The sequence below is a fragment of the Pauljensenia sp. C0170B4 genome (assembly GCF_056590235.1).
The window spans coordinates 111,157-131,153 of record NZ_JBWPVS010000003.1 but is presented as its reverse complement, the minus strand read 5'-3'; the positions used below and the strand labels follow the sequence as shown (position 1 = coordinate 131,153).

The window sequence follows — 19,997 nt, the reverse complement described above, 5'->3', positions numbered from 1 at the left end:
ATGCGAAAATTCCTGTCTGTTTTAGAGGATCTGGAAAACGAAAAAAACAAAGGTATAACCTTTATTGTGCGCGGCGAGGAAAGTTTCCTCAGCTACTCTGATCTTTACCACCAGAGCCCGAGAGTCGCAGGGAAACTCGCTGCCCGGGGAGTGCGCCCAGGTCAGCACGTGGTCTTCCAGCTCACCGGTAATCGCGATCTTATTGATTTGTTCTGGGGCTGCATCTGGCTGGGCGCCATACCTGTAGCTGCACCGCCAGCCGTGTCCACCAACGATCAGGAACGTGTAAGCCGCATTGCCGACATGCTGCCGGACGCTGTGATTCTTACCGATGAACGTACTGCGCCGCATATCCACAGTGAACGGTGTCTGCCGGTTCAGACAGTTAACAGCACTGAAACATACGAAGAACTGCCTCTGTCTGAGACAAACGGCGAATCCATTCGGCTGGTGCAGATGTCGTCGGGATCAACAGGAGACCCCAAAGGCATCATCCTGACTGAGGAAACCCTGATGTCTGCAATGCAGGCGACCATTCCTCGACAGCCACAGCGTTTTGAGAACTGCATGCTCACCTGGTTGCCGCTCACGCACAACTTCTCACTGCTCGGCTTCCATGTCTATTCAATTTTCCGTGGTTATTCACAGGTTCTGATGCCGACGTCAGACTTCATCATGAACCCGCTGAACTGGTTCGAAGCCATTTCACGCCATCGAGCAACCGTAACAGTATGCCCGAACTTCGGGTTTGTTCATGTTTTGCGTTACCTCAAGGCGCGCGGGATTCCCGAGGGAGCCTCCTACGATCTGTCCAGCGTGCAGAAAATAATCAGCGCATCTGAACCTGTTGACAGCAGAGCAGCCCATGCCTTCTGCGAGGCTCTGGCGAAATTCGGGCTTCGGTCCAATGCCGTTGTCGTGGCCTACGGTATGTCAGAGGCCTGTCTGCAGATTTCCACCACTCAGATATATGAGCCGTTGACGGCAGTGTGTCTGGATCGAGCCCGTGTGGCGATCGGTGCGCGCTATGTCGATATTGCCCAACCCGACGGAGCGGAATTCGTATCGGTTGGTCAGGCAGTACCTGGGATGGAAGTGTCGATTCGTGATAACGCCGGTGAGCAGCTGTCCCTTGACACAGTGGGTGAAATCTATATTCGTGGAACCTCCTTGACACACGAGTCGATAGGCATGAACGGTGTTGTTGAACATGATCTCACCTCGGATGGATTCCTTGCTACCGGCGATATCGGGTTGATTCACGAGGGCAACCTTTACGTCGTTGCCCGCAAGAAAGACATCATTTTTGTTAACGGGAAAAACTACTATTCACCGGACCTGGAATCCCTGTTGATGACAAAACTGGAGATCGAGACAGTTGTCTTGGGACGAACAGACCCGCAAAGCGGTGAAGAACAGGTGGTTGTGTTTGTTCCCGTGACCGAAAAGAACGTCAGCGATAAGGACATTATCGGCGTGATGGCGACCGATGCCGGAATTCCGGTCAGCAGGATTATGCGTATTGACGCGATTCCGCATACTGCCAACGGCAAAAAGTTGCGTCGAGAGTTGGAGGTCCTCCTGTGACGGACGCACAGACTGTATGCGACATCCTTGAATCAATCGTGGATGTCACGTTTGAACCTCATGATCTGCTGCGGGCTCGTATACCCAATTCGATGATGCTGATGCAAGCTGTGCTCGGCCTTGAAGCGCGTTTGTCAGCCACCATAGATCTGTCCCGACTGGACTATGACGCAACTGTTGGTGACCTGGTTGGAATTATCGAAAAACGGGCGGAATCTGATCAGGCTGCCGATCCCGATCACGAAATCAGCCTGAGTCCGATCCAGATTGCGTATCTGCTGGGATCGGAAGAGGACATTGAACTGGGCGGGCAATCGACATTCATTTATGCTGAAGCCGCCTTTGAGACGAGTGCTCATGAAGTTGCTGCCGCTGTGCGTACAATCGCTCAGCGCCATGATGTCTTTAGCTACCGTCCCGACCTGGAGACAGGTACGCTGAAGCGCACCGACTCCAGCATTTCGATAGAAACTCAAGAGGATGATTCGCCATCAGCCCGGTCGCGCGTGCGAGAGGAGCTGATGGAGCAGGCACGGAAGTCGAATGAAGACGGGCCTTTGGTGGGAGTGCGCATTCTCGGCAACGAAAACGCTTCACTGTGTGCCTACTTCAACATGGTGATCATGGATGCCGGATCACTGTATGTCTTCTTCCGCGAGCTCCGAGACATTCTGACAGGAAAGGATCTTCCTGAAGCAATGCCCTTGAGGCAGGCTACCCGGCTCACTACTGAGCATCTTCAGGCATCTGTGCGGCAGCGTGACCTGGAATACTGGCGCACGAAAGTGCAGGACTTTCCAACGCCTACGTGTCCTGCCCACCGCGTGATGGGAGATCACCCCTGGCACACAGAGCGACTGAATAACCGTCTGGACGCGGACCTGTCACGCAAACTGGAACGCGTCGCTGAAAAGGCAGGTGCGAGCCTTTCAGCTCTGATCCTGGCTGCATGTTCTGCTGTTGTCTCACGATGGAACAATTCGCCGGGATTGATGTGCAACGTGACTGTTTCACGGCGAACTGCACTTGATCCGGGGAAGTCAGTGATGGGCGATTTTACGTCATCCATGCTGATGGGAATTGATGTCGACAATCCTGACACTATCGGTGAACTGGCATCAACGATTAGTCGAGACATGCATGACGGAATCGTGCACGGCAGCGTCAGCGGGGTGGAGGTGATGACTGAATTCCTGCGCACGGAAGAAAACCAGGAACAGGCCACAGCTTCGATTGTCTTTACAAGTTATCTGGGTGGCTCGTCCAATTCTGACCTGAAGATTGACTATCTGTACACTCAAACAGCGCAAGTCAGCCTCGACATGCAGGCAATGCCGGCGGGAAATGGGCAGATTAACCTGTCGTGGGACGTGGTGCCCGAATATTTCCCTTATGCCACAGACATGTTCGAGTGCCTTAAGTCGCTCCTGGCTCGCATCGCAGATGGTCACGATGCGTTGCCCGTGGTTGATCAGGCCACCGTCATTGAGTCCGAAAAATACAATTCGGTTCGGGCCGGCGACTCGGTGCGAACCATGCTCGACCTTGTCAGAGATTCAGTGCGGAAGTACCCGACGCACCAGGCAATCATTGCCGATCCCGGCTATACCTATCAGGAGCTGTGGGAAGCATCGGGTAACGTGGCAGCCTATCTGCGTGAAAAAGGTGCGCGCGAGAAAAGCACAGTCATTATTGAATTCGCTAAAGACTCTGCCGACGTTGTCGCCATGGTCGCGGCGTTGCGTCTCGGTGCCGCTTATGTTCCAGTTGCAGCACATCTGCCTGCATACCGTCGCGATGCGATCCGCCGCCTTATCCCAGGGTCCGTTACGATCACGACCGACGAGGCTCTGCGTGAAAGCCGCGTGAAGCGTGAATTCGTCTCAGATGCATCGCCATCGCGTGAAGATCTGGCATATATCATCTTCACGTCAGGATCAACCGGCGTTCCCAAAGGCGTGGAGATTTCCCACGGCGGTGCAGTAGGGACCATCAGTGACATCAACGATCGCTATGGAGTCGATTCACACTCGCGAATCATTGGTTTGTCGTCCCTGGGGTTTGACCTGTCCGTCTACGACATCTTCGGTTCACTTGCTGCCGGCGCCACACTTGTCATGGTTCACGATGAACGAGACGCCGACCGGATTATCGATGTTCTGCGCACTCAGGACATCACTGTGTGGAATTCCGCGCCGGCCCTCATGGAACTGGCACTGCTGCGCTGCGAGCAAACAGACAGATTCGACTCTGTCAGGACAATCATGCTCAGCGGTGACCGCATTCCGGCATCGATGCCGGCGCGTGCGCACGCCGTGTTTCCCAACGCTCAGATCTACAGTCTCGGGGGCGCAACGGAGGCCAGCATATGGTCGATTCAGTTCCCACTCGACGAGGACAGCCTCGATAACCGAATCCCGTATGGTTACCCATTGGCGGGCCAGGGAATTCACATCCTGGGATACGACCTGACGATGTGCCCACGAGGTGTGCCCGGTGACATCTGGATATCAGGGCAGGGAGTCGCTCTGGGATACGCCCGCCAACCTGAGCTCACGGCAGAGGCATTTCGTGACATACCCGGACTGGGACGGTGCTACAGGACCGGTGACATCGGGCTGTTCAATCACGAAGGATTCGTTGAGTTCCTTGGCCGTAAGGATCGACAGGTAAAGGTATCTGGACACCGGATTGAACTGGGAGAAATCGAATCAGTACTGAGCAGGTCCGGGCTGGTCATCACGTCGTGTGCGGCAATCATGGAAGGGGCGCACACCCCATCGTTGGTATGCGCCTACGTGCCGCGTGATGGTGTCCAGGGCACACAGATCCGCGACGAGCTTGCCCAGCAGCTGCCGGACTACATGATCCCGCGTGCGTTAATTCCCGTTGATTCCATACCGATGACAGTGAACGGGAAGCTCGACCAGAAAGCCTTGAAGGCTTTATTCGAAGGCACAATCAACGATAATTCGCCATCGTGTGATAGCGGGGAGAGTGTTGCCGGCACCCCCAGTGATTCAAGCCAGCTGAACATGCAAGAACTCTTCGAAGAAGTCTTGCACACCCGCGTCGAGGACCCGTCCGCCTCTTTCTTCGCTCTGGGTGGAGACTCTCTGAGATTCCAGATGCTGCTGAAATTGATTGGAGAACGAACCGGCAGACGTTTGAGGTTCCGCGATCTAATTCGCAATCCCTGTGTCCTCCAGGCGGCGCAACTGGTTGAATCGGCCCAGGCGTCTGAGCAGTCGCACAACGCTATGACTGCAATCGAACATGATCCATATGCGCCATTCCCCTTGACTGAGATGCAGATGGCCTATTACGTGGGGCGTCAGCAGGGATTCGATCTTGGCGGTGTAGGTGAGCACTTCTATATTGAATCTGTCACCCATGCTGACATGCAGCGCCTGGAAAACGCTCTCAATGCGGTGATTCAACGACATGAAATGCTGAGAGCCGTCTTTACCGATGATGGCCGTCAGCGTGTCTTGCCGGAAGTTCCCCGCTACACCGTTGACGTCAAGGATCTGCGCTGTGCCTCAGACAGCGAAATCTCTGAAGCCACAATGCGCGAACGCGAGGCGCTTAGCCACGAATGCTTTGATTTGGGTACATGGCCGCTGTTCCGACTGCAGGCACACGCGTTGCCGGATGGGACTCATCGGCTCTTCTTCAGCATCGACATGATTATTGGCGATGGGGCGAGCCAGCGTATCTTCATCAAGGATCTTGCCCGAGCGTATCGAGGCGAAGAGTTGCCTCCTGTGGCGGGATCGTATCGAGATCACGTGATCGCAATTAAGCGCATACAGGATCAAAACCGCGCCAATGCGTACAGCTCGGAAATCAAGCGCATGATGGAGGAATTCCCCCTCGGCAATGTCCTGCCGGCGAACACGAGCGTTGTCGCCAGGCCACATATGCGCAGAATGTCGTGGGACGTTTTCGAAGATCTGGTGGAAAAGATCAGGTCTTACGCCGCACAGCAGGGAGTATCCCTGTCCACAGTCCTGCTCTATGCATATGCCTCCAGCCTTGCTTTGTCTTCGAGGGAGGGCAAGATCGGCATCAATGTCACGACGTACAACAGGAATTACGACCTGCCTGGAATCGAAGAAATGTTCGGAGATTTCACGGGTATCGCCCTGATAGATTTCGATGAATCGGAGGGCCAGGACGCATTGCCACGGATCCAGCAACTCCTTCTTGAACAGATAGACGATTCCCGCTCAGGTGTACAGATGCTGGCAGAAATGGGGCGTCTCCAAGGGTTCGCAGGACAGGCCCTGGCGCCATTTGTGTTTACGTCCCTGCTTTTTGATGCGAAGAAAGCCGAAAACTCCGTGCTCGGGCACATTGAGTATGCGATTTCGCAAACTCCGCAGGTTCTGATCGACCACCAGGTTCTACCAACAGCACGCGGTTTGAACATCTCCTGGGACTTCGTTGAGCAGATCCTCGATCCAGCCCTGATGGAACAGATTTTTGCGTACTTTAAATCCTCCCTCCGTCAGTACGCTGAGTCAGGGAGCCTGAGTTCCACCGTGCCAGTCGAGGTATTGCGAACCATTCGGCATTCGTGGGCATCCACGCGAGGCGCAGATATCGACACGCGCACTCCAACGGTTCAGGCAAGCAACGATTCCACCGAACTTTCTGGAAGCATTCAGCAGATTCGCCGATGGCTTCATGAGGACTACGCGTTGGACTCGCAGACTGATCTTGATGAATCACTCTTCAACGTCGGCATCGACTCTCTTGGTTTTGTTCAGCTGGTTCAGAAGGTGCAGCGCTATGCGGGCGGCAAGATTCCACTCGCCCAGGCGCTGGCCAGTCCCACGATCCGCACACTCGCTCAGCTTTCGACCCGCGTGGTTCAACAGGATGAACGGTCTTCCTCGCTCAGCCTGCTCAGGCAGGGCGACCAGGAACTGGTCATCGTGATGGTGCACGGCGGGTTCGGAACCGTCGACATATATCGAGACCTGGCGCTGGGAATGAAGGCGGGGCCTCAGATCTGGGGATTGAAGTTTGACTACTTTGCCCGGCAATGGCCCCAGCACATCAGTGTTGAAGAAATCGCGCAGCACTACCGTGCCGAGATTGACCGACAGTTCGCCCCGTCGACGCGTTTTGTCGTCGTGGGGTGGAGTGCCGGCGGCACGTTGGGGCACGCTCTGGCGTCCCTCCTGGCGTCACGGTGCGAAGGGCTGGTGTTGTTGGACAGCCTGGCTCCGGGCGCCCATGCCCCCGTTGGAGAATTCACCCTGCAGGCCGATGAGACAGTGCTGAAACGAGCCGGTGTGGTGTATGAGAAGAAAGCAGCAGGCCTGCTGGAGCTGTGGAGCAGCGTCGAGAACGATCCGCAGGCGGTGTGTAAGATCGCCCAGACATTCTCCGACTCCCTGCTCGAAGACCTCGGTGTCTGCGCCGGCCAGGTACGTGTTCGCGACCTGTCCACCTTGCGCACCCTCATTGCTGCTCGAAACGAGTACGCGCCATCTTATTGCGCCATTCCAACCCTTATCGTCGTTCCCGACGACGGTGAAGCTTATAACTACGCGGACTGGGCGAAGTTTGCGGACTGTCGCCAGACAGAGAAAGTAGTGGGAAACCATTATTCCTTTGTCATCGGCCCAACGAGCGCTCCGACAGTTCAGGCAGTTGAAGAATTCATTACTCACACCTGTACACGCCAATCAGTGAAGGAAGCAGGCCAGGCATGAAAATTCTGGTGATGGGAGGAACCGGTGTCACCGGAACTCGCGTGAGAAAGCTGCTCGCTGACAGCGACGCCGTCGTTGACTACAGCTCGCGGCACGAAAGTGACGACCCGCATCAAGTGACGCTCAACCTGTCGGGGTCGACATCGAGAATCATCGATGTGCTCAGCACATATGACTGGGTGATCGCATGTGTCGGTCCCTTCGAAAAGATCCTCGACAAAGTAGCTCTGCTATGTATGAAAGCAGGCACCAACTACATTGATGTCAATGACTCCATCGATGCCAGGGAAGCGATCCTGGCGCTTCCTGCACGGGATGCCGGAGTGGTAATGGTAACGGGCGCGGGCCTGTGTCCTGGCCTGTCGACCGCTCTGATGATGAGCATTCCGACAGACGACATCACGCAGATTCGTGCAGAACTCACCATCGGGAAAGGGCAGCCATCCGGTGCGGCTGCCGTGCAGTCAATGATGTCGACAATGCATGGCGGCTATCGGATGATGCAGAACAGGCAAATAGTGACAATCCCGCATCAGGTACCTGCAGAACGATTTGTCGGGTACGAGTGTCCCGATATCGGTGCTGTGGGCAAAGTATTTCCCCAGGTGCAGGACTACAGCTACTTTGTTGCCTTTGAAGCACTGTCCGGGCAGATGGTGACAGCTTTGCAGCAGAAGAGGATTTTCTCTTTGCCGGTGATTTCCACCTGGCTTGCCAGGAAAGCATCACGCAGCGTGTCGAGGAAAGCCCTCGAGGCAAATCAGCCTCATCCTGCGTCCCTGTCGATCGCGATGCAGGGAAAGTCTGAACTTACCACTGTGTCGTTGTCAGGGTTGACTTCGTATGAATTCACTGCGGTGGCGGCGGCCAGCGCAGCGCGATTCCTCGTGTCGGACAAGATCAAACCAGGAGCCTACGAGGTTGCTGATCTGCCGAAACTTGCTGACTACCTGTTGGCGCAATCCCAGGAATATGGTGCGCGAATTTCCCGCACCCAGCGAGGCTTGTAAGACCAGTTCGCCAATCTTGAATGGAGAAACCGTGAAGTCGTTTTCGCAGTGGAGCATGGATCGCCCCAGAAAGCTCCGGCGGTATGAAGAGACAATCCACCCGCGTTTTCTGAAGAAGTATGCCGGTGAATCTCTGACATTTGACGAGATCTACCGTGAACTGTTGTCGCATACACCTCAGGGGTGGCAATTGCGTGCAGGTGATGTATTGCTTGATATCGGCTGTGGAACGGGCTGGTTTGCGCGAAAACTGTCGATGGAGCCGCATTGCGCTGGCACCACTATTCATGGTGTCGATATTTCGCACAACGCCCTGAACATTGCCCGCGCTAGGCAGCCAAAGCAGACCAGCGCTGCGCGAGTCACCTACACGCAGGCAGATCTGATGGATGGCTTACCTATGAAAGCCGCCCGTGGAATCTGGTTTTGCGGAGCATGGCATCAGATGGGAGATGTCAGGAAAGCTCTTCACCATGTCGCATCCGCGCTCGCAGACGACGGTCTTCTTCGTATTCAGACCTATTGCGAAGAAACGCCCAACAAACAGCCAATTGACACGGCACTTATGCGTCTTCTCGGCCACTACGTCTTCCGTCCGGGCGAGATTGCAAACATCGCGCATGCATGTGGCTGCGAAATTATCCGCGAAGTGCGCAAGGGAATGGTGACGCTATGCACCATGCGTCACGCGCACTAAAGGATCCGGGTCGTGTGGCCAGCCCCGTTCATCGAGATCCAGGCTCTTTGGTCACTGTGAGAGGAATGTGAAACATCGATGAATGTGCTGAGGGCTTGTGTGAAACCCCATCAGGGCAAGTATTTTCTTTCCGTACTCTTGGCAATAGTGGCGGTGCTGTGCGGATTCCTTCCGTACGTCGCTGCTTCTGCACTCATTGCCAGATTGCTCGCAGGACACTCGCAGGCAGGCTTTTACGTATTGTGGTGCGTGATCGCTGTTCTGGGCCACATCGCGAAAGCGCTTCTTTCAGGTGCATCCACACTTATTTCTCATCGCGCAACATTCGCTGTGCTTTCCGAAATGCGCCGGTCGCTTGCGGTCAAGCTCGATCGTGTCCCCATGGGATATCTGATCAATACTCCTTCGGGCGAGCTAAAGACGGCATTCGTTGAGCGAACCGAACAGCTTGAGGTGCCTCTGTCCCATGTCATTCCGGAGCTGACGGCAAACGTGATGGTTCCACTTGGAATAGTGGTGTACCTGTTCGCCCTCGACTGGCGAATGGCACTCGCTTCCTTGGTCACAATTCCAATCGGCATCTTCGCGTACATGATCGGCATGCGGAGCTACGCGGAAAAATACGGCCGCGTTGTGCAGGCGAAGAAACATATGGGCGCCGCCATTGTTGAATATGTAGGTGGGATCGAAGTGATCAAGGCCTTCAGCCGGACCGACTCCTCCTACCGGAAATTCACTGAAGCTGTTCAGGCTAATTCCGGTCTGATGCTGGATTGGATGCGCGCAACACTGCCATGGACTGCCATCATGATGAATGTGTGGCCGGCGGTTCTGGTCGGGGTGCTGCCGATAGGGTGCCTCCTCACAATCAACGGGACCTTGCCGGCTGCGACTTTCGTGACGGTCATCATCCTGTCGCTGGGAATCATCGAACCCCTTTTTACAGCCATTTTATTCACCAGTGATATTTCGAAGATCTCGACAGTTGCGAACGAGCTGAATTCGGTGCTTGAGCAGCCTGAGATGCAACGACCGTCCACCCCGGTCAAACTCGACGGATCGGAAATTGTCATGAAAAACGTTGAGTTTTCCTATGAAGACGAGCTGGTTCTAAAGGGGGTAAATCTCACGGTGGCTCCAGGAAAGGTGACTGCGCTGGTGGGGCCGTCCGGTTCAGGAAAGTCAACAATTGCCCGGCTGATTGCCTCGCAATGGGATGCGACAGGCGGAACAATCACAATCGGCCGGCAGAACATCCGCGACATACCGCTCAGCCAGATTTCTCAGACCATTGCCTATGTTGCTCAGGACAATTATCTCTTCAACGACACGGTTATGAACAATATCCGAGTCGGCAGGCCAGATGCCTCTGATGATGAGGTGATTGCCACTGCGAAGGCAAGCGGTTGCCATGAGTTCATCATGGGACTCGACCACGGCTACGACACGCGCGTCGGATTCTCCGGTGGGCATCTATCAGGCGGGGAGCGCCAACGCATTGCAATAGCCCGAGCGATGATGAAAGATGCACCGATCATCATTCTTGATGAGGCAACTGCCTACACGGATCCGGAAAATGAGGCGGTTATTCAAGGTGCCGTCAGCCGTCTGGCTCGAGGCAAGACCATGATCGTCATTGCGCACAGACTCTCTACGGTCATCGACGCCGACGCCATAGCGGTTGTGGATGACGGTCGCATTATTTCCTGCGATACTCACGACAATCTTCTGGCTCACTGTCCGCTCTATCACCACATGTGGGACGCGCATGAATCGGCACGCGATATGGCAACGGAGGTTGCGACGAAATGATCTCGATATTCGCAAAGTTCTTCCGTTTTTCGGGCACGCACCGACGCTCCTGGTACTGGGCAATTGCGTTGGAATGTCTACGGTCGCTGGCCACTTCCATTCAGATCGTTCCACTGTTCATGGTGTTGTTTGCACTTGTCAATGGCACAATGACAGCGCGCATCATGTGGATCAGCCTGGGACTTCTGATAGTTTCGGTCGTTCTGGCATCGGCCCTTCACTACGCCGGATACAGCCTCGAGATGCAAGCGTGCTACCTGATGCTCGATGACAAACGCATCAACATTGGCCAGCGGATGCGTTTCATGCCGATGGGCTTTTTCAACAAGCGCAGCCTGGGTAACTTGACCGCAGTTTGCACCTCGACGATGGAAGATCTGGAATCTCTGGCTGGCAACATCGTCGTGCGCGTGCTGACCGGCGTGCTTCATGCCACGATCCTCAGCTGCGGATTCATCATCATCGACTGGAGGATCGGTCTGCTGTATCTGTGCGGCGTGGCCGCCATGCTGGTAGTCAATTCCCGAATGATCGTCCTGTCGCGCAAATATTCACCTGCCCGCCTCGATGCTCAGACGAGGCTGGCAGATGCAGTGATGGAGTACATCCAGGGCGTGGGAGTCGTGAAATCATTCGGGATGTCCGATCGCCATAACACATCGATGGACACAGCTATCGGTGAGGCCGAACGTCAGAACTATCGGCTGGAAAAGGTCAGTATTCCGCCGACCATGATTCAACAGATAGTGCTCAGAACCTTCTCCGTTGCCGCGATTGCTGCATCCATATATTTCTATGTCGCAGATTCGATGAAGCTGTTTGTCTGTCTGCTCGTCATCGTTGGCGCGTTTTTTGTGTACAGCAAAATCGAGGTTGCAGGCGCTTTGTCCTTCATGTTGCCGTCGATCGACCTGGCAATGGACCGAGTCAATGAAGTGGAAAACACACCGCTGATGACTGAGGCAGGCTCCATTACGCATGCTGACACCAGTGATTTGGTCCTGAAGGACGTGACATTTTCATATGGCGAAGACGAAGAAAATGCAGTCATACACGGCGTGAACCTGACAATTCCACAGGGAACCAGTTGCGCCATCGTCGGCCCGTCAGGCTCTGGGAAAACAACGCTCATGAAGCTGATAGCCCGCTTCTGGGATGTGCAGGGCGGTAGCGTGACGCTGGGTGGGCACGACGTCCGGGAATGGTCCTATGACAGGTTAATGGATCACTTCGCGATGGTGTTCCAGAACGTCTATCTGTTCAGTGACACGGTCGAAAACAACATCACATTCGGCTGTCCGACAGCTACTCATGAGGACGTGGTGCGCGCTGCCCGACAGGCCTGCTGCCATGACTTCATCGAAGCCTTGCCTGATGGATACAGCACTGTGCTGGGAGAAGCGGGCGCGACACTGTCCGGCGGTGAGCGCCAGCGCCTGTCGATCGCTCGTGCCCTGCTGAAGGACGCGCCGATTATTCTGCTGGATGAGGCGACAGCCAACGTTGATCCAGAAAATGAAGCTGAGCTGCAAAGCGCGATCGAAACTCTCACTCGGAACAAGACAGTTGTGATGATTGCTCATCGCCTGAAGACTGTGAGAAATGCAGACCAGATTGTCGTTCTTGACCATGGGTGCGTTGTACAGCAGGGACAGCACGATGAACTGAGCAGACAAGACGGAATCTACCGTGACTTCGTGAATACCAGAGAACGAGCGATCAGCTGGAAGATTGCCACCGCATCCGACTAGGCCAGGGGACAGTTTCCATTCGGTATGAAGGCTGTTTTCAGAACGTGACAATTCGATTGTAGAAGGCGATTGATTGCCTCAGGTGCCTGCGGCGGGCAATGAGAGCGAAGCCGGCAGACCCGCCGCACCGAGGATGACAGAGTGAACCAGGTGTCAGGATCGGTGTGCCAGGCCCTGAGCCGGCGCGCGGCGCTTGGACGTGACTGTGGTCCCAGAAAGACTCTGTTGAAATCGCTATAGTTAGGATACCCAAAAGATAAAGTTGGGGTAGCCGAAATAAAGTTGGAGAGGGGTCCGATGAGGATGTGTGACGTTCAAGGAGCACTCCGCGCTGGCGGCGTGACAAATCCCTATGTGGTTGGTTTTGTGCGCGAATGGGCAGAAATCACGCAACCAGATGCCATTGAGGTGATCAGTGCCAGTGACGACGAGCGACTGATACAGGAGGCGCTGGAAGCCGGTGAGATCTTTCCGGCAGGAAAAGAAACGTACTATTCGCGCTCATACTACAAAGACACTGCGCGTTCTGAGGAACGAACGGTGGTTGCCACGCATAGGGAAAGCGACCAGGGTGTTTTCAATAACTGGCACAATGCTGATGAGGTGGATGAGCGTCAGCGGTCGCATATGCACGGTGCCCTGCATGGAAAAACCATGTACGTTGTGCCGTATCTGATGGCTCCTCCTGGCTCCGCGCTCGAAGTGTGGGCACGAGGCGTTGAGCTGAGCGACAACCGGATTGTTGTCCTGCAGATGATTCGCATGGCACGCGTCGGGGTCGAGTACGTCAACACTGACAATCAGCCTCGTGAGTTTGTGCGCGCCATCCATGTCACGGGAGATATAGAGAATCTGGGACAGGGAACTGCGGATGACCAGCGCTTGTTTGCCACCCTTGCGGATGAGCGCACCATTGAACACTTTGGTTCTGCCTATGGCGGTAACGCATTGCTGGGCAAGATCGCCCACGGCCTGCGTCAGGCTTCATACGACGGCTGGGTGTCGGGGAAGTTCCTTGCCGAGCAGTTCATGCTCATCGGAATTCACGATAAGGTGACTGATCGGACACGCTACGTGTGCGGCGGCTTCCCGTCAGCTTCAGGCAAGACAAATCTGGCAATGATGTTGGCGCCAGACGCCCTCGGCGATCGTTACGAAGTGTTCTTCTACGGGGATGACATTGTCTGGCTGCGGGTCGATCCCGACGACGGGCGCGTATACGGTATGAATCCAGAATACGGAGCATTCGGCGTTGCCAAAGACACGAACTGGAAGTCGAATCCGACCGCTATGGAGTCGATCCGTCCTGGGAGCCGTGCGCTGTTCACCAACGTTGCATACAACCCGGACAGGCAGGAAGTATGGTGGGAAGGTAAAACCCCTGACTACCCGGAGGACGTGACAGGATGGTACGACTGGACAGGTAAGCTGATCAGCGATCGTCCCAAGGAAGAGCAGCGCTCATCGCAAAAGGGCTGCGAATGGTCACACCCGAATGCTCGATTCACCACTTCGCTGCGCAACGTCCCGAACGTTGCTCCCGACTATGAAGATCCGAAGGGTGTGCCGATTGACGCAATCATTTTTGGCGGCAGGGTAGCCAACCGCGAGCCCCTCATTCGGGCAATTACAGATCTTGCTGAAGGCGTTTACGATGGTCTTACCCTGGGCGCTCAGGCAACGTTCGCGGCAGAAGGCAAAGAAGGTGTTCTTCGATACGACCCGATGTCGATGCGTCCGTTCATGTCCTATCCCGAGAGTGATTATGCAGCTCACTGGCTCAAGATCCTCGGTAAGGCGACCCACCAACCGGTTTTCGCTCACGTCAACTGGTTTGCCCGCGATGATGAGGATGGGCATTTCCTGTGGCCGGGGTATCGTGACAACCTCCGGGCATTGCTGTGGTTGCTTGACCTCAAGGATGGTCGAGTGACAGGGCGCTCAACACCCGTTGGAATCGTTCCAGAGGTCGACGAATTGAACCTCGATGGTTTTGAAGGATCGCGCGCAGACCTGGAGAAGATCCTGACTATCGACCGTGAACTATGGGTCAAAGAACTGGATAACCGCGAAGAGTATCTGAACCAGTTCCACGATCTTCCCGACGAAATATGGGAGGCGCACCGTCGAATCTGTCAGAATATCTGACAGGGCAAGGATACAAGAGCATCAGTGCCCGCTGGCGATCTGGGGTCCGGCGGGCACTGATCATAAGTTGGCCCGCATTTTCCTCCCTGGTGTTTGTCCGTGTGCTCATTGTCGTTCGTACCAGCTGTCACTGTCTGCAGATTGGCAGATGGTCTTCGCGTATGCCAGATGTCCTATAACCCGACTTCCGTTCGCCTCAACAGAAGAAACCTCGACCGCTGCGCTAGAGCAGCTCCATTTGCTGAGCGGATATAAGGTCAACGAGAGGAGACTCTGGGCGAACCCCATGTCATAGTGAGCGTGGCGAGAGCCAGAGTGAGCGCGGTGAGGCCGCAGACCACCAGAACGCTGGCGACTGGCCATGAGTCCCCGGAAAAGGAAGCGTGGACAAGCCGTGCCATGTGGTACGAGGGAGATGCGGTCAACCACTTGCGGACACCGGGTGCCAATGAATCAACGGGGAAGAACGCGCCCGATGTCATCATGAGCAGAATCATCAGCATATTCCCCAGACCTGTGGCTGCGCCGGGGCTAGGGAGCAATGCCGCCAGTGCGTAACCGAAAGCAAGCATCGCGACCTGGCACATGATGACTGCTGCGAGCAGTGCGACCGTGTTGCTCGGTGTTTTCGCCTTGAAAATCAGCACGGCGGTGATGAATGCGGTGACTGGCCCGACCATGCCGAGCACGAAATTGACAGTCATGTCGGATGCCAGGTAGGTGACGGCAGATAGAGGGGTCATGCGAAGTCGCGTGAGTAAGCCGGAGGACCGCATGAATGTGTGATTGTGAGGGATGACAGTTGTCCCGATAATGAGCGTTGACATCACCATCACACCAGGCAGCATGTAGTCGATGGGCCCTTGTCCGCCGAACTCAGGGATGCTCTGGTTGCCGAAAATAAGGCCCAGCACCAGCAAGAGTCCGGGAGAGAAGATGAGAAGAAAGAACACTGCCGCGGGTTCGCGCAGCTGCGATGTGAAGAGGGCGCGAGTGAGCGCCCGGTATCCGCGCATCATCGCCCGTCCTCCTTTTCAGTGGCGTGTGTCAGCAGCAGGAAGACGTCTTCGAGCGTGGGCTGTTTGAACGTCATGTCGGTGACGCTGATTCCTTCATTGACTAGATCTCTTGCAACCTGTGCGACCACATCCTCCTCGCCCGTAACTTCCCACGTGGTCTGCGAGTCGGATTGGCCTGCGTGAGGGGTGGCTCCATATCTGTGGAGCGTCGCGAGTGTTCCTTCGTTTAAGGGGATGTGGGTGGACAGTGTCAAGGTCTGGTGCGGCGCGTATCGGTTGATAAGTTCATTCGGACTTCCTTCAGCAAGAATGTGTCCCTTATCCATGATGGCGATCCGATCGCAGATCTGTGCGGCTTCCTCCATGGAATGAGTAGTCAACACGATGGTTTTGCCTGCCTCGCGCAGGGTGCGAAGAATGTTCCATATGGAGTGCTTCGTATGAGGGTCGAGGGCGGACGTGAGTTCGTCGAACAGCAGCAGTTCCGGCTGGTGGATGAGGGCGAGCGCGATGAGCACGCGCTGACGCTGCCCGCCGGAAAGCTTCTCCACACGTGCATCGGCTTTGTCATCGAGCAGGAGGTCGCTGATGAGCTGCGCTGAGTTGAGGCGGTGAGAGTAGAAGGCGGCGAAGAGGTCGAGGGTTTCGCGCACCGTCAGGCGAGGCGGTAGTGCCGCCTCCTGATGCTGACTCCTTAGGTGCTGAACCAGCTGCGCATGACTATCGGCAGGGTCGTAGCCTAGGACTTCCACATGGCCCGAATCAGGAGTGTCGAGGCCTTGAATCTGATTGAGCAGGGTGGTTTTTCCTGATCCATTTGGTCCAAGTAAGCCAAAAATCTGGTGTTTCTCAACGGTCAGGCAGATGTTGTCAAGAGCGATGACGTCGGCAAAGGTGCGCCGGACGTCTGTGCACACAATGGCGGGCATGGATTCTCGCTTAGGAAACATGTGGTGGTGTCTGGGGAAGAAGCTTGTTGATCTGATCGGCCGGCAGAATCGCAATGCCGCGTTCGGGGTCAGCAAGGAGAAGGACATCATCGCCCGGCTTGTATCCGAACATGTCGCGAGCTGGAATGTCGAGGGCTGTCGTGCGCCTGTTTCGAAATGTGGCCAGGGTCCGTGGCGAGTGGATGGGCTGTGAAGTCGGTAGATACCCCAAGGGAGTCCTTTTGCTCTGACGTTAAGCCAGGCTGGGTCAGACGCAAGCAATTTACCGCTATGCAGGAATTCACACACGAGAAAGGTGGAAAAGTGAGATGATCGAATAGTTTGAGGAATTTTCGCTGGGATCGGAATGACGACATGCGTAGTGTTTTAAGGCTTGTGACCAGTCTCCTTACTGTTTCCCTCGCTGTTGTACTGACACCCAGTGGGATTGCGAGGGCAGAGGAGCCCCCCTCATGGGACACAATCGTTTCCCAGGCAGCCCAGGCGACGCCAGGTGCTGAGACCACAGTCGCGATTGACAGTGATGTCAGTGCGACAGCAGACAAACCGCTCGTTGTTCCGGAGGGTGCGAGACTGACTCTCACGGGCAGTGGAACTGTCACGGGAGTGGGCGCCGACACAGTGACTGTGGCCGAAGGCGGGAGCCTCACGCTTGCCGGCCCCTCCTTCACGAACTCACGAATCGTTGTGAACGGTGGAACGCTGGACTTCACTGACGGATCCGTCCACGACACATCGCTCACCGGACCTGTCATCTTCGTCAAAGACGGCGAATTCAACATGACTGGGAGCGCTGACTTTTCGAGGAACAATGTCACTGATACCTCCGGCACCCTGCCTGAAGGGGTGAATGAGGGCCTCTACGCACCGATTACGATCTACGGCGGTGACGGTGTCAGCATTGCCGGCGGAACTCTTCAGGAGAACCACGGCTACCAGCGTGGTGGTGCGATAGGCATTTGGGGAGCTGAAGGTGCTCCTGTACCCGTTTCCTTGACCGGTGGGGAAATATCCGGCAATGATGCGGTTCATCCCAAATATAAAGGATTCGGTGGAGGCGTGTATGCGAGTTTTGCCAACGTCACGCTTGATGGAACGACAATCGCAAAAAATACCACCGAAATTGGCGGAGGAATCGCGATTGATAATGGAGATAGCTTCAACTTCACGAGCGGAACTGTCCAGGAAAACACCAACGGTGATTACGCCGGTCAGGGCGGCGGCATGTACATCCATGATGTCAAAGATGTGGAAATCTCTGGCGGCACGGTCGAAGGCAATACTGCTAAAGGTCTCGGAGGAGGGATCGCGCTCGGTGGTGGCAAAGATGTGGAAATCTCCGGCGGCACGGTCGAAGGCAATACTGCTAGTGGTCACGGAGGAGGAATCGCTCTCGGTGGTGGCGAAGCCACGATCAGCGGAGGAGAATTTGCGCACAACGTGGCCCTGAAAGCTGGAGGCGGACTCGCGTTCTACGGTGAAGCTAAGGTAACGATGAAAGCCGGCTACGTACACGACAACGTTGCGAAGGGCTTTTGGGGCGGTGGCGGTATCTACAACGATTCCGATTCGATTCTTACCATTGAGAACTCTCTGATCCGCGGCAATGCAACCAAAGACGCATTCCTTATCGGGGCAGGAAATCACCTTCCCAGCACGCAGGGTGGCGGTGTGTGGAACTGCGCAACGGGCACAACCACCTTGAACATCACCAAGGGCGTCGCGATTTTCGATAATTCTGCCCCAGATGTTGGGCGTAATAAGGAATACAAAGGTGCAGGAGACGATTTTGCAAGCGTCGCTGAGCATACTTTTGGCGCGGCTGAGCCGGAGAAAGGCCACCCTGTCTTCATAGGCGAGCGCATGCTTGGTGGTGCAGAGAGAATGTGGTACCAGGATGGCTCGATTTTCGGTAAGCGCTTGAACTGGCCGCAAGAGCAGCAAGAACCGCGATACGTGCAAGGCGGCGACAACAAGCGGGTGGAGAATAACAAACTCTACACAGTGAATAAGGCCTTTAAGTCGGTTCCGAGTGATCAGGCAAAGCGACTGGCTGAACGTCTTGCCACTGTCAGAATCGAAAATAACCTCGCCACTGACATGGGATTTAGCGGTGGAGGCATTGCCAACAACGGACAATTGTTCTTTGGTGAAGATGCCTGGAAACTCAAGATCAAGAAATCTTGGAGCAACGATGACCCGGGTGTGCGCCCAGACAGAATTACGCTGGACGTCCTCGTTGATGATGTAGAGGTCGTCAAAGGTATCGAGCTGTCGGAGGCAAATAACTGGGAAACAACTATCGATAACTTCCCCAATCCTCAGACCTTAGTCGATGCCGCAACAGGTGAACGCATCCCGCTTAAGTTCAAGGAAAGCGGCGCGGACGGTTACACCATGAAGGTCTCAGAAACTTCGGATGACAAGCAGAAGACCTACAGTGTTGCGCTGACGAACCGGATCCTCACCTCTGTGGGTGTGTCGAAGTCGTGGCTTGATGGTGAGGATGCGTTGGGTGAACGTCCTGGCAGTGTTGTGGTTGAGTTGTTGACTGGTGGGGAGCCGACTGGCACGACGTTGACTTTGTCGGCGGATAATTCGTGGTCCGGTGTGTTTAAGGATTTGCCGAAGTTTGACCATGGCGTCTTGGTTGAGTATTCGGTGCGTGAGGTTGAGGTTCCTGGGTATCGGTCGGTAGTGGCTGGTAACGCCGTGGACGGCTTCACGATCACAAACAGAGCCCTCACAGCTGTTCCCGTGACGAAGAAATGGGTGAACCACGACGGCGCAGCGCTCAGTGACGATATCCCACAGTCCATTGACGTTGAACTTGTGGCTGACGGTGAGCCAACTGGACAGAAACTCACTCTCTCAGCAGACAACTCCTGGTCAGGCACATTTGCCGACCTTGAAATGTTCAATGCAGACGGCTCCGCGCCCATCGTCTATACAGTCAAGGAAACACCAGTTGACGGCTTCAGTGCCCGCATCACAGGAACTGCGACTGACGGATTCACCATCACGAACTCGAAGAATCCGCCTCCGCCGGGTACACCACCGTCACCGCCGACCATCGTGAACACGGGGGCGACGGCTGGAGGTGCTGTAGGAGCGAGCATTTTGATGATCACCCTGGGCGCTGGCCTGCTCTGGTACCGCCGCCGAGGAATCCACTGAACTCAGGAGGTGCATCAGTTCTGAGCTGTTGAATCTCCGTGTCAGACGGGCGCGCGCTGGAAGACTCTGTGCTTCAGCGTGCGCCCGTTCCTCGTTGGCAAGACGGTTTTGGCCAGC

Annotated in this window: 11 protein-coding genes; 8 read left to right on the top strand and 3 right to left on the bottom strand. The window is 55.3% G+C overall.

Going from position 1 to position 19,997, the window contains the following annotated elements:
- The 7 genes from AC1EJ1_RS04835 to AC1EJ1_RS04805 all read left to right on the top strand — a co-directional run bounded on the left by AC1EJ1_RS04835 (position 1) and on the right by AC1EJ1_RS04805 (position 14,734).
- On the top strand, positions 1-1,587 hold the full coding sequence (locus AC1EJ1_RS04835; protein WP_074026238.1) for an AMP-binding protein: 1,587 nt from the start codon (positions 1-3) through the stop codon (positions 1,585-1,587).
- The gene (locus AC1EJ1_RS04830) at positions 1,584-7,316 is read left to right on the top strand and encodes a non-ribosomal peptide synthetase (protein ID WP_058237729.1); all 5,733 of its coding nucleotides are present in this window, start codon (positions 1,584-1,586) and stop codon (positions 7,314-7,316) included. The genes AC1EJ1_RS04835 and AC1EJ1_RS04830 overlap by 4 nt, the downstream gene beginning before the upstream one ends.
- On the top strand, positions 7,313-8,326 hold the full coding sequence (locus tag AC1EJ1_RS04825) for a saccharopine dehydrogenase family protein (RefSeq protein ID WP_058237730.1): 1,014 nt from the start codon (positions 7,313-7,315) through the stop codon (positions 8,324-8,326). The genes AC1EJ1_RS04830 and AC1EJ1_RS04825 overlap by 4 nt, the downstream gene beginning before the upstream one ends.
- Before the next feature lie 31 nt (positions 8,327-8,357).
- Positions 8,358-9,023, top strand: a complete 666-nt coding sequence (locus tag AC1EJ1_RS04820; protein WP_058237731.1) for a class I SAM-dependent methyltransferase — start codon at positions 8,358-8,360, stop codon at positions 9,021-9,023.
- A gap of 99 nt (positions 9,024-9,122) precedes the next feature.
- Positions 9,123-10,835 (top strand): ABC transporter ATP-binding protein, encoded by a 1,713-nt coding sequence (locus AC1EJ1_RS04815; RefSeq protein ID WP_257525634.1) that lies wholly within the window; start codon positions 9,123-9,125, stop codon positions 10,833-10,835.
- Entirely contained in the window at positions 10,832-12,586 is a 1,755-nt protein-coding gene (locus tag AC1EJ1_RS04810) for an ABC transporter ATP-binding protein (protein WP_058237733.1), read from the top strand. The genes AC1EJ1_RS04815 and AC1EJ1_RS04810 overlap by 4 nt, the downstream gene beginning before the upstream one ends.
- Positions 12,587-12,883: 297 nt before the next feature.
- On the top strand, positions 12,884-14,734 hold the full coding sequence (locus AC1EJ1_RS04805) for a phosphoenolpyruvate carboxykinase (GTP) (RefSeq protein ID WP_371935779.1): 1,851 nt from the start codon (positions 12,884-12,886) through the stop codon (positions 14,732-14,734).
- A 257-nt stretch (positions 14,735-14,991) separates the two neighbouring features.
- Here AC1EJ1_RS04805 and AC1EJ1_RS04800 read toward each other — a convergent pair whose 3' ends face one another.
- From AC1EJ1_RS04800 to AC1EJ1_RS04790, 3 genes are read right to left on the bottom strand one after another with little or no spacing between them, the layout of a single operon-like run.
- Positions 14,992-15,753 carry an ABC transporter permease gene (locus AC1EJ1_RS04800; protein ID WP_257525638.1) on the bottom strand — a complete coding sequence of 254 codons (762 nt, stop codon included), beginning with the start codon at positions 15,751-15,753 and terminating at the stop codon, positions 14,992-14,994.
- Complete coding sequence (locus AC1EJ1_RS04795) at positions 15,750-16,703, bottom strand: ABC transporter ATP-binding protein (RefSeq protein WP_257590362.1); 954 nt, start codon at positions 16,701-16,703, stop codon at positions 15,750-15,752. Before AC1EJ1_RS04795 ends, AC1EJ1_RS04800 begins: the two co-directional genes overlap by 4 nt.
- Positions 16,693-16,914, bottom strand: a complete 222-nt coding sequence (locus tag AC1EJ1_RS04790; protein ID WP_257525642.1) for a hypothetical protein — start codon at positions 16,912-16,914, stop codon at positions 16,693-16,695. Before AC1EJ1_RS04790 ends, AC1EJ1_RS04795 begins: the two co-directional genes overlap by 11 nt.
- A 143-nt stretch (positions 16,915-17,057) precedes the next feature.
- Here AC1EJ1_RS04790 and AC1EJ1_RS04785 point away from each other — a divergent pair, with 143 nt between their 5' ends.
- Complete coding sequence (locus AC1EJ1_RS04785; RefSeq protein ID WP_082628652.1) at positions 17,058-19,880, top strand: Cna B-type domain-containing protein; 2,823 nt, start codon at positions 17,058-17,060, stop codon at positions 19,878-19,880.
- Positions 19,881-19,997: the final 117 nt, after the last annotated feature.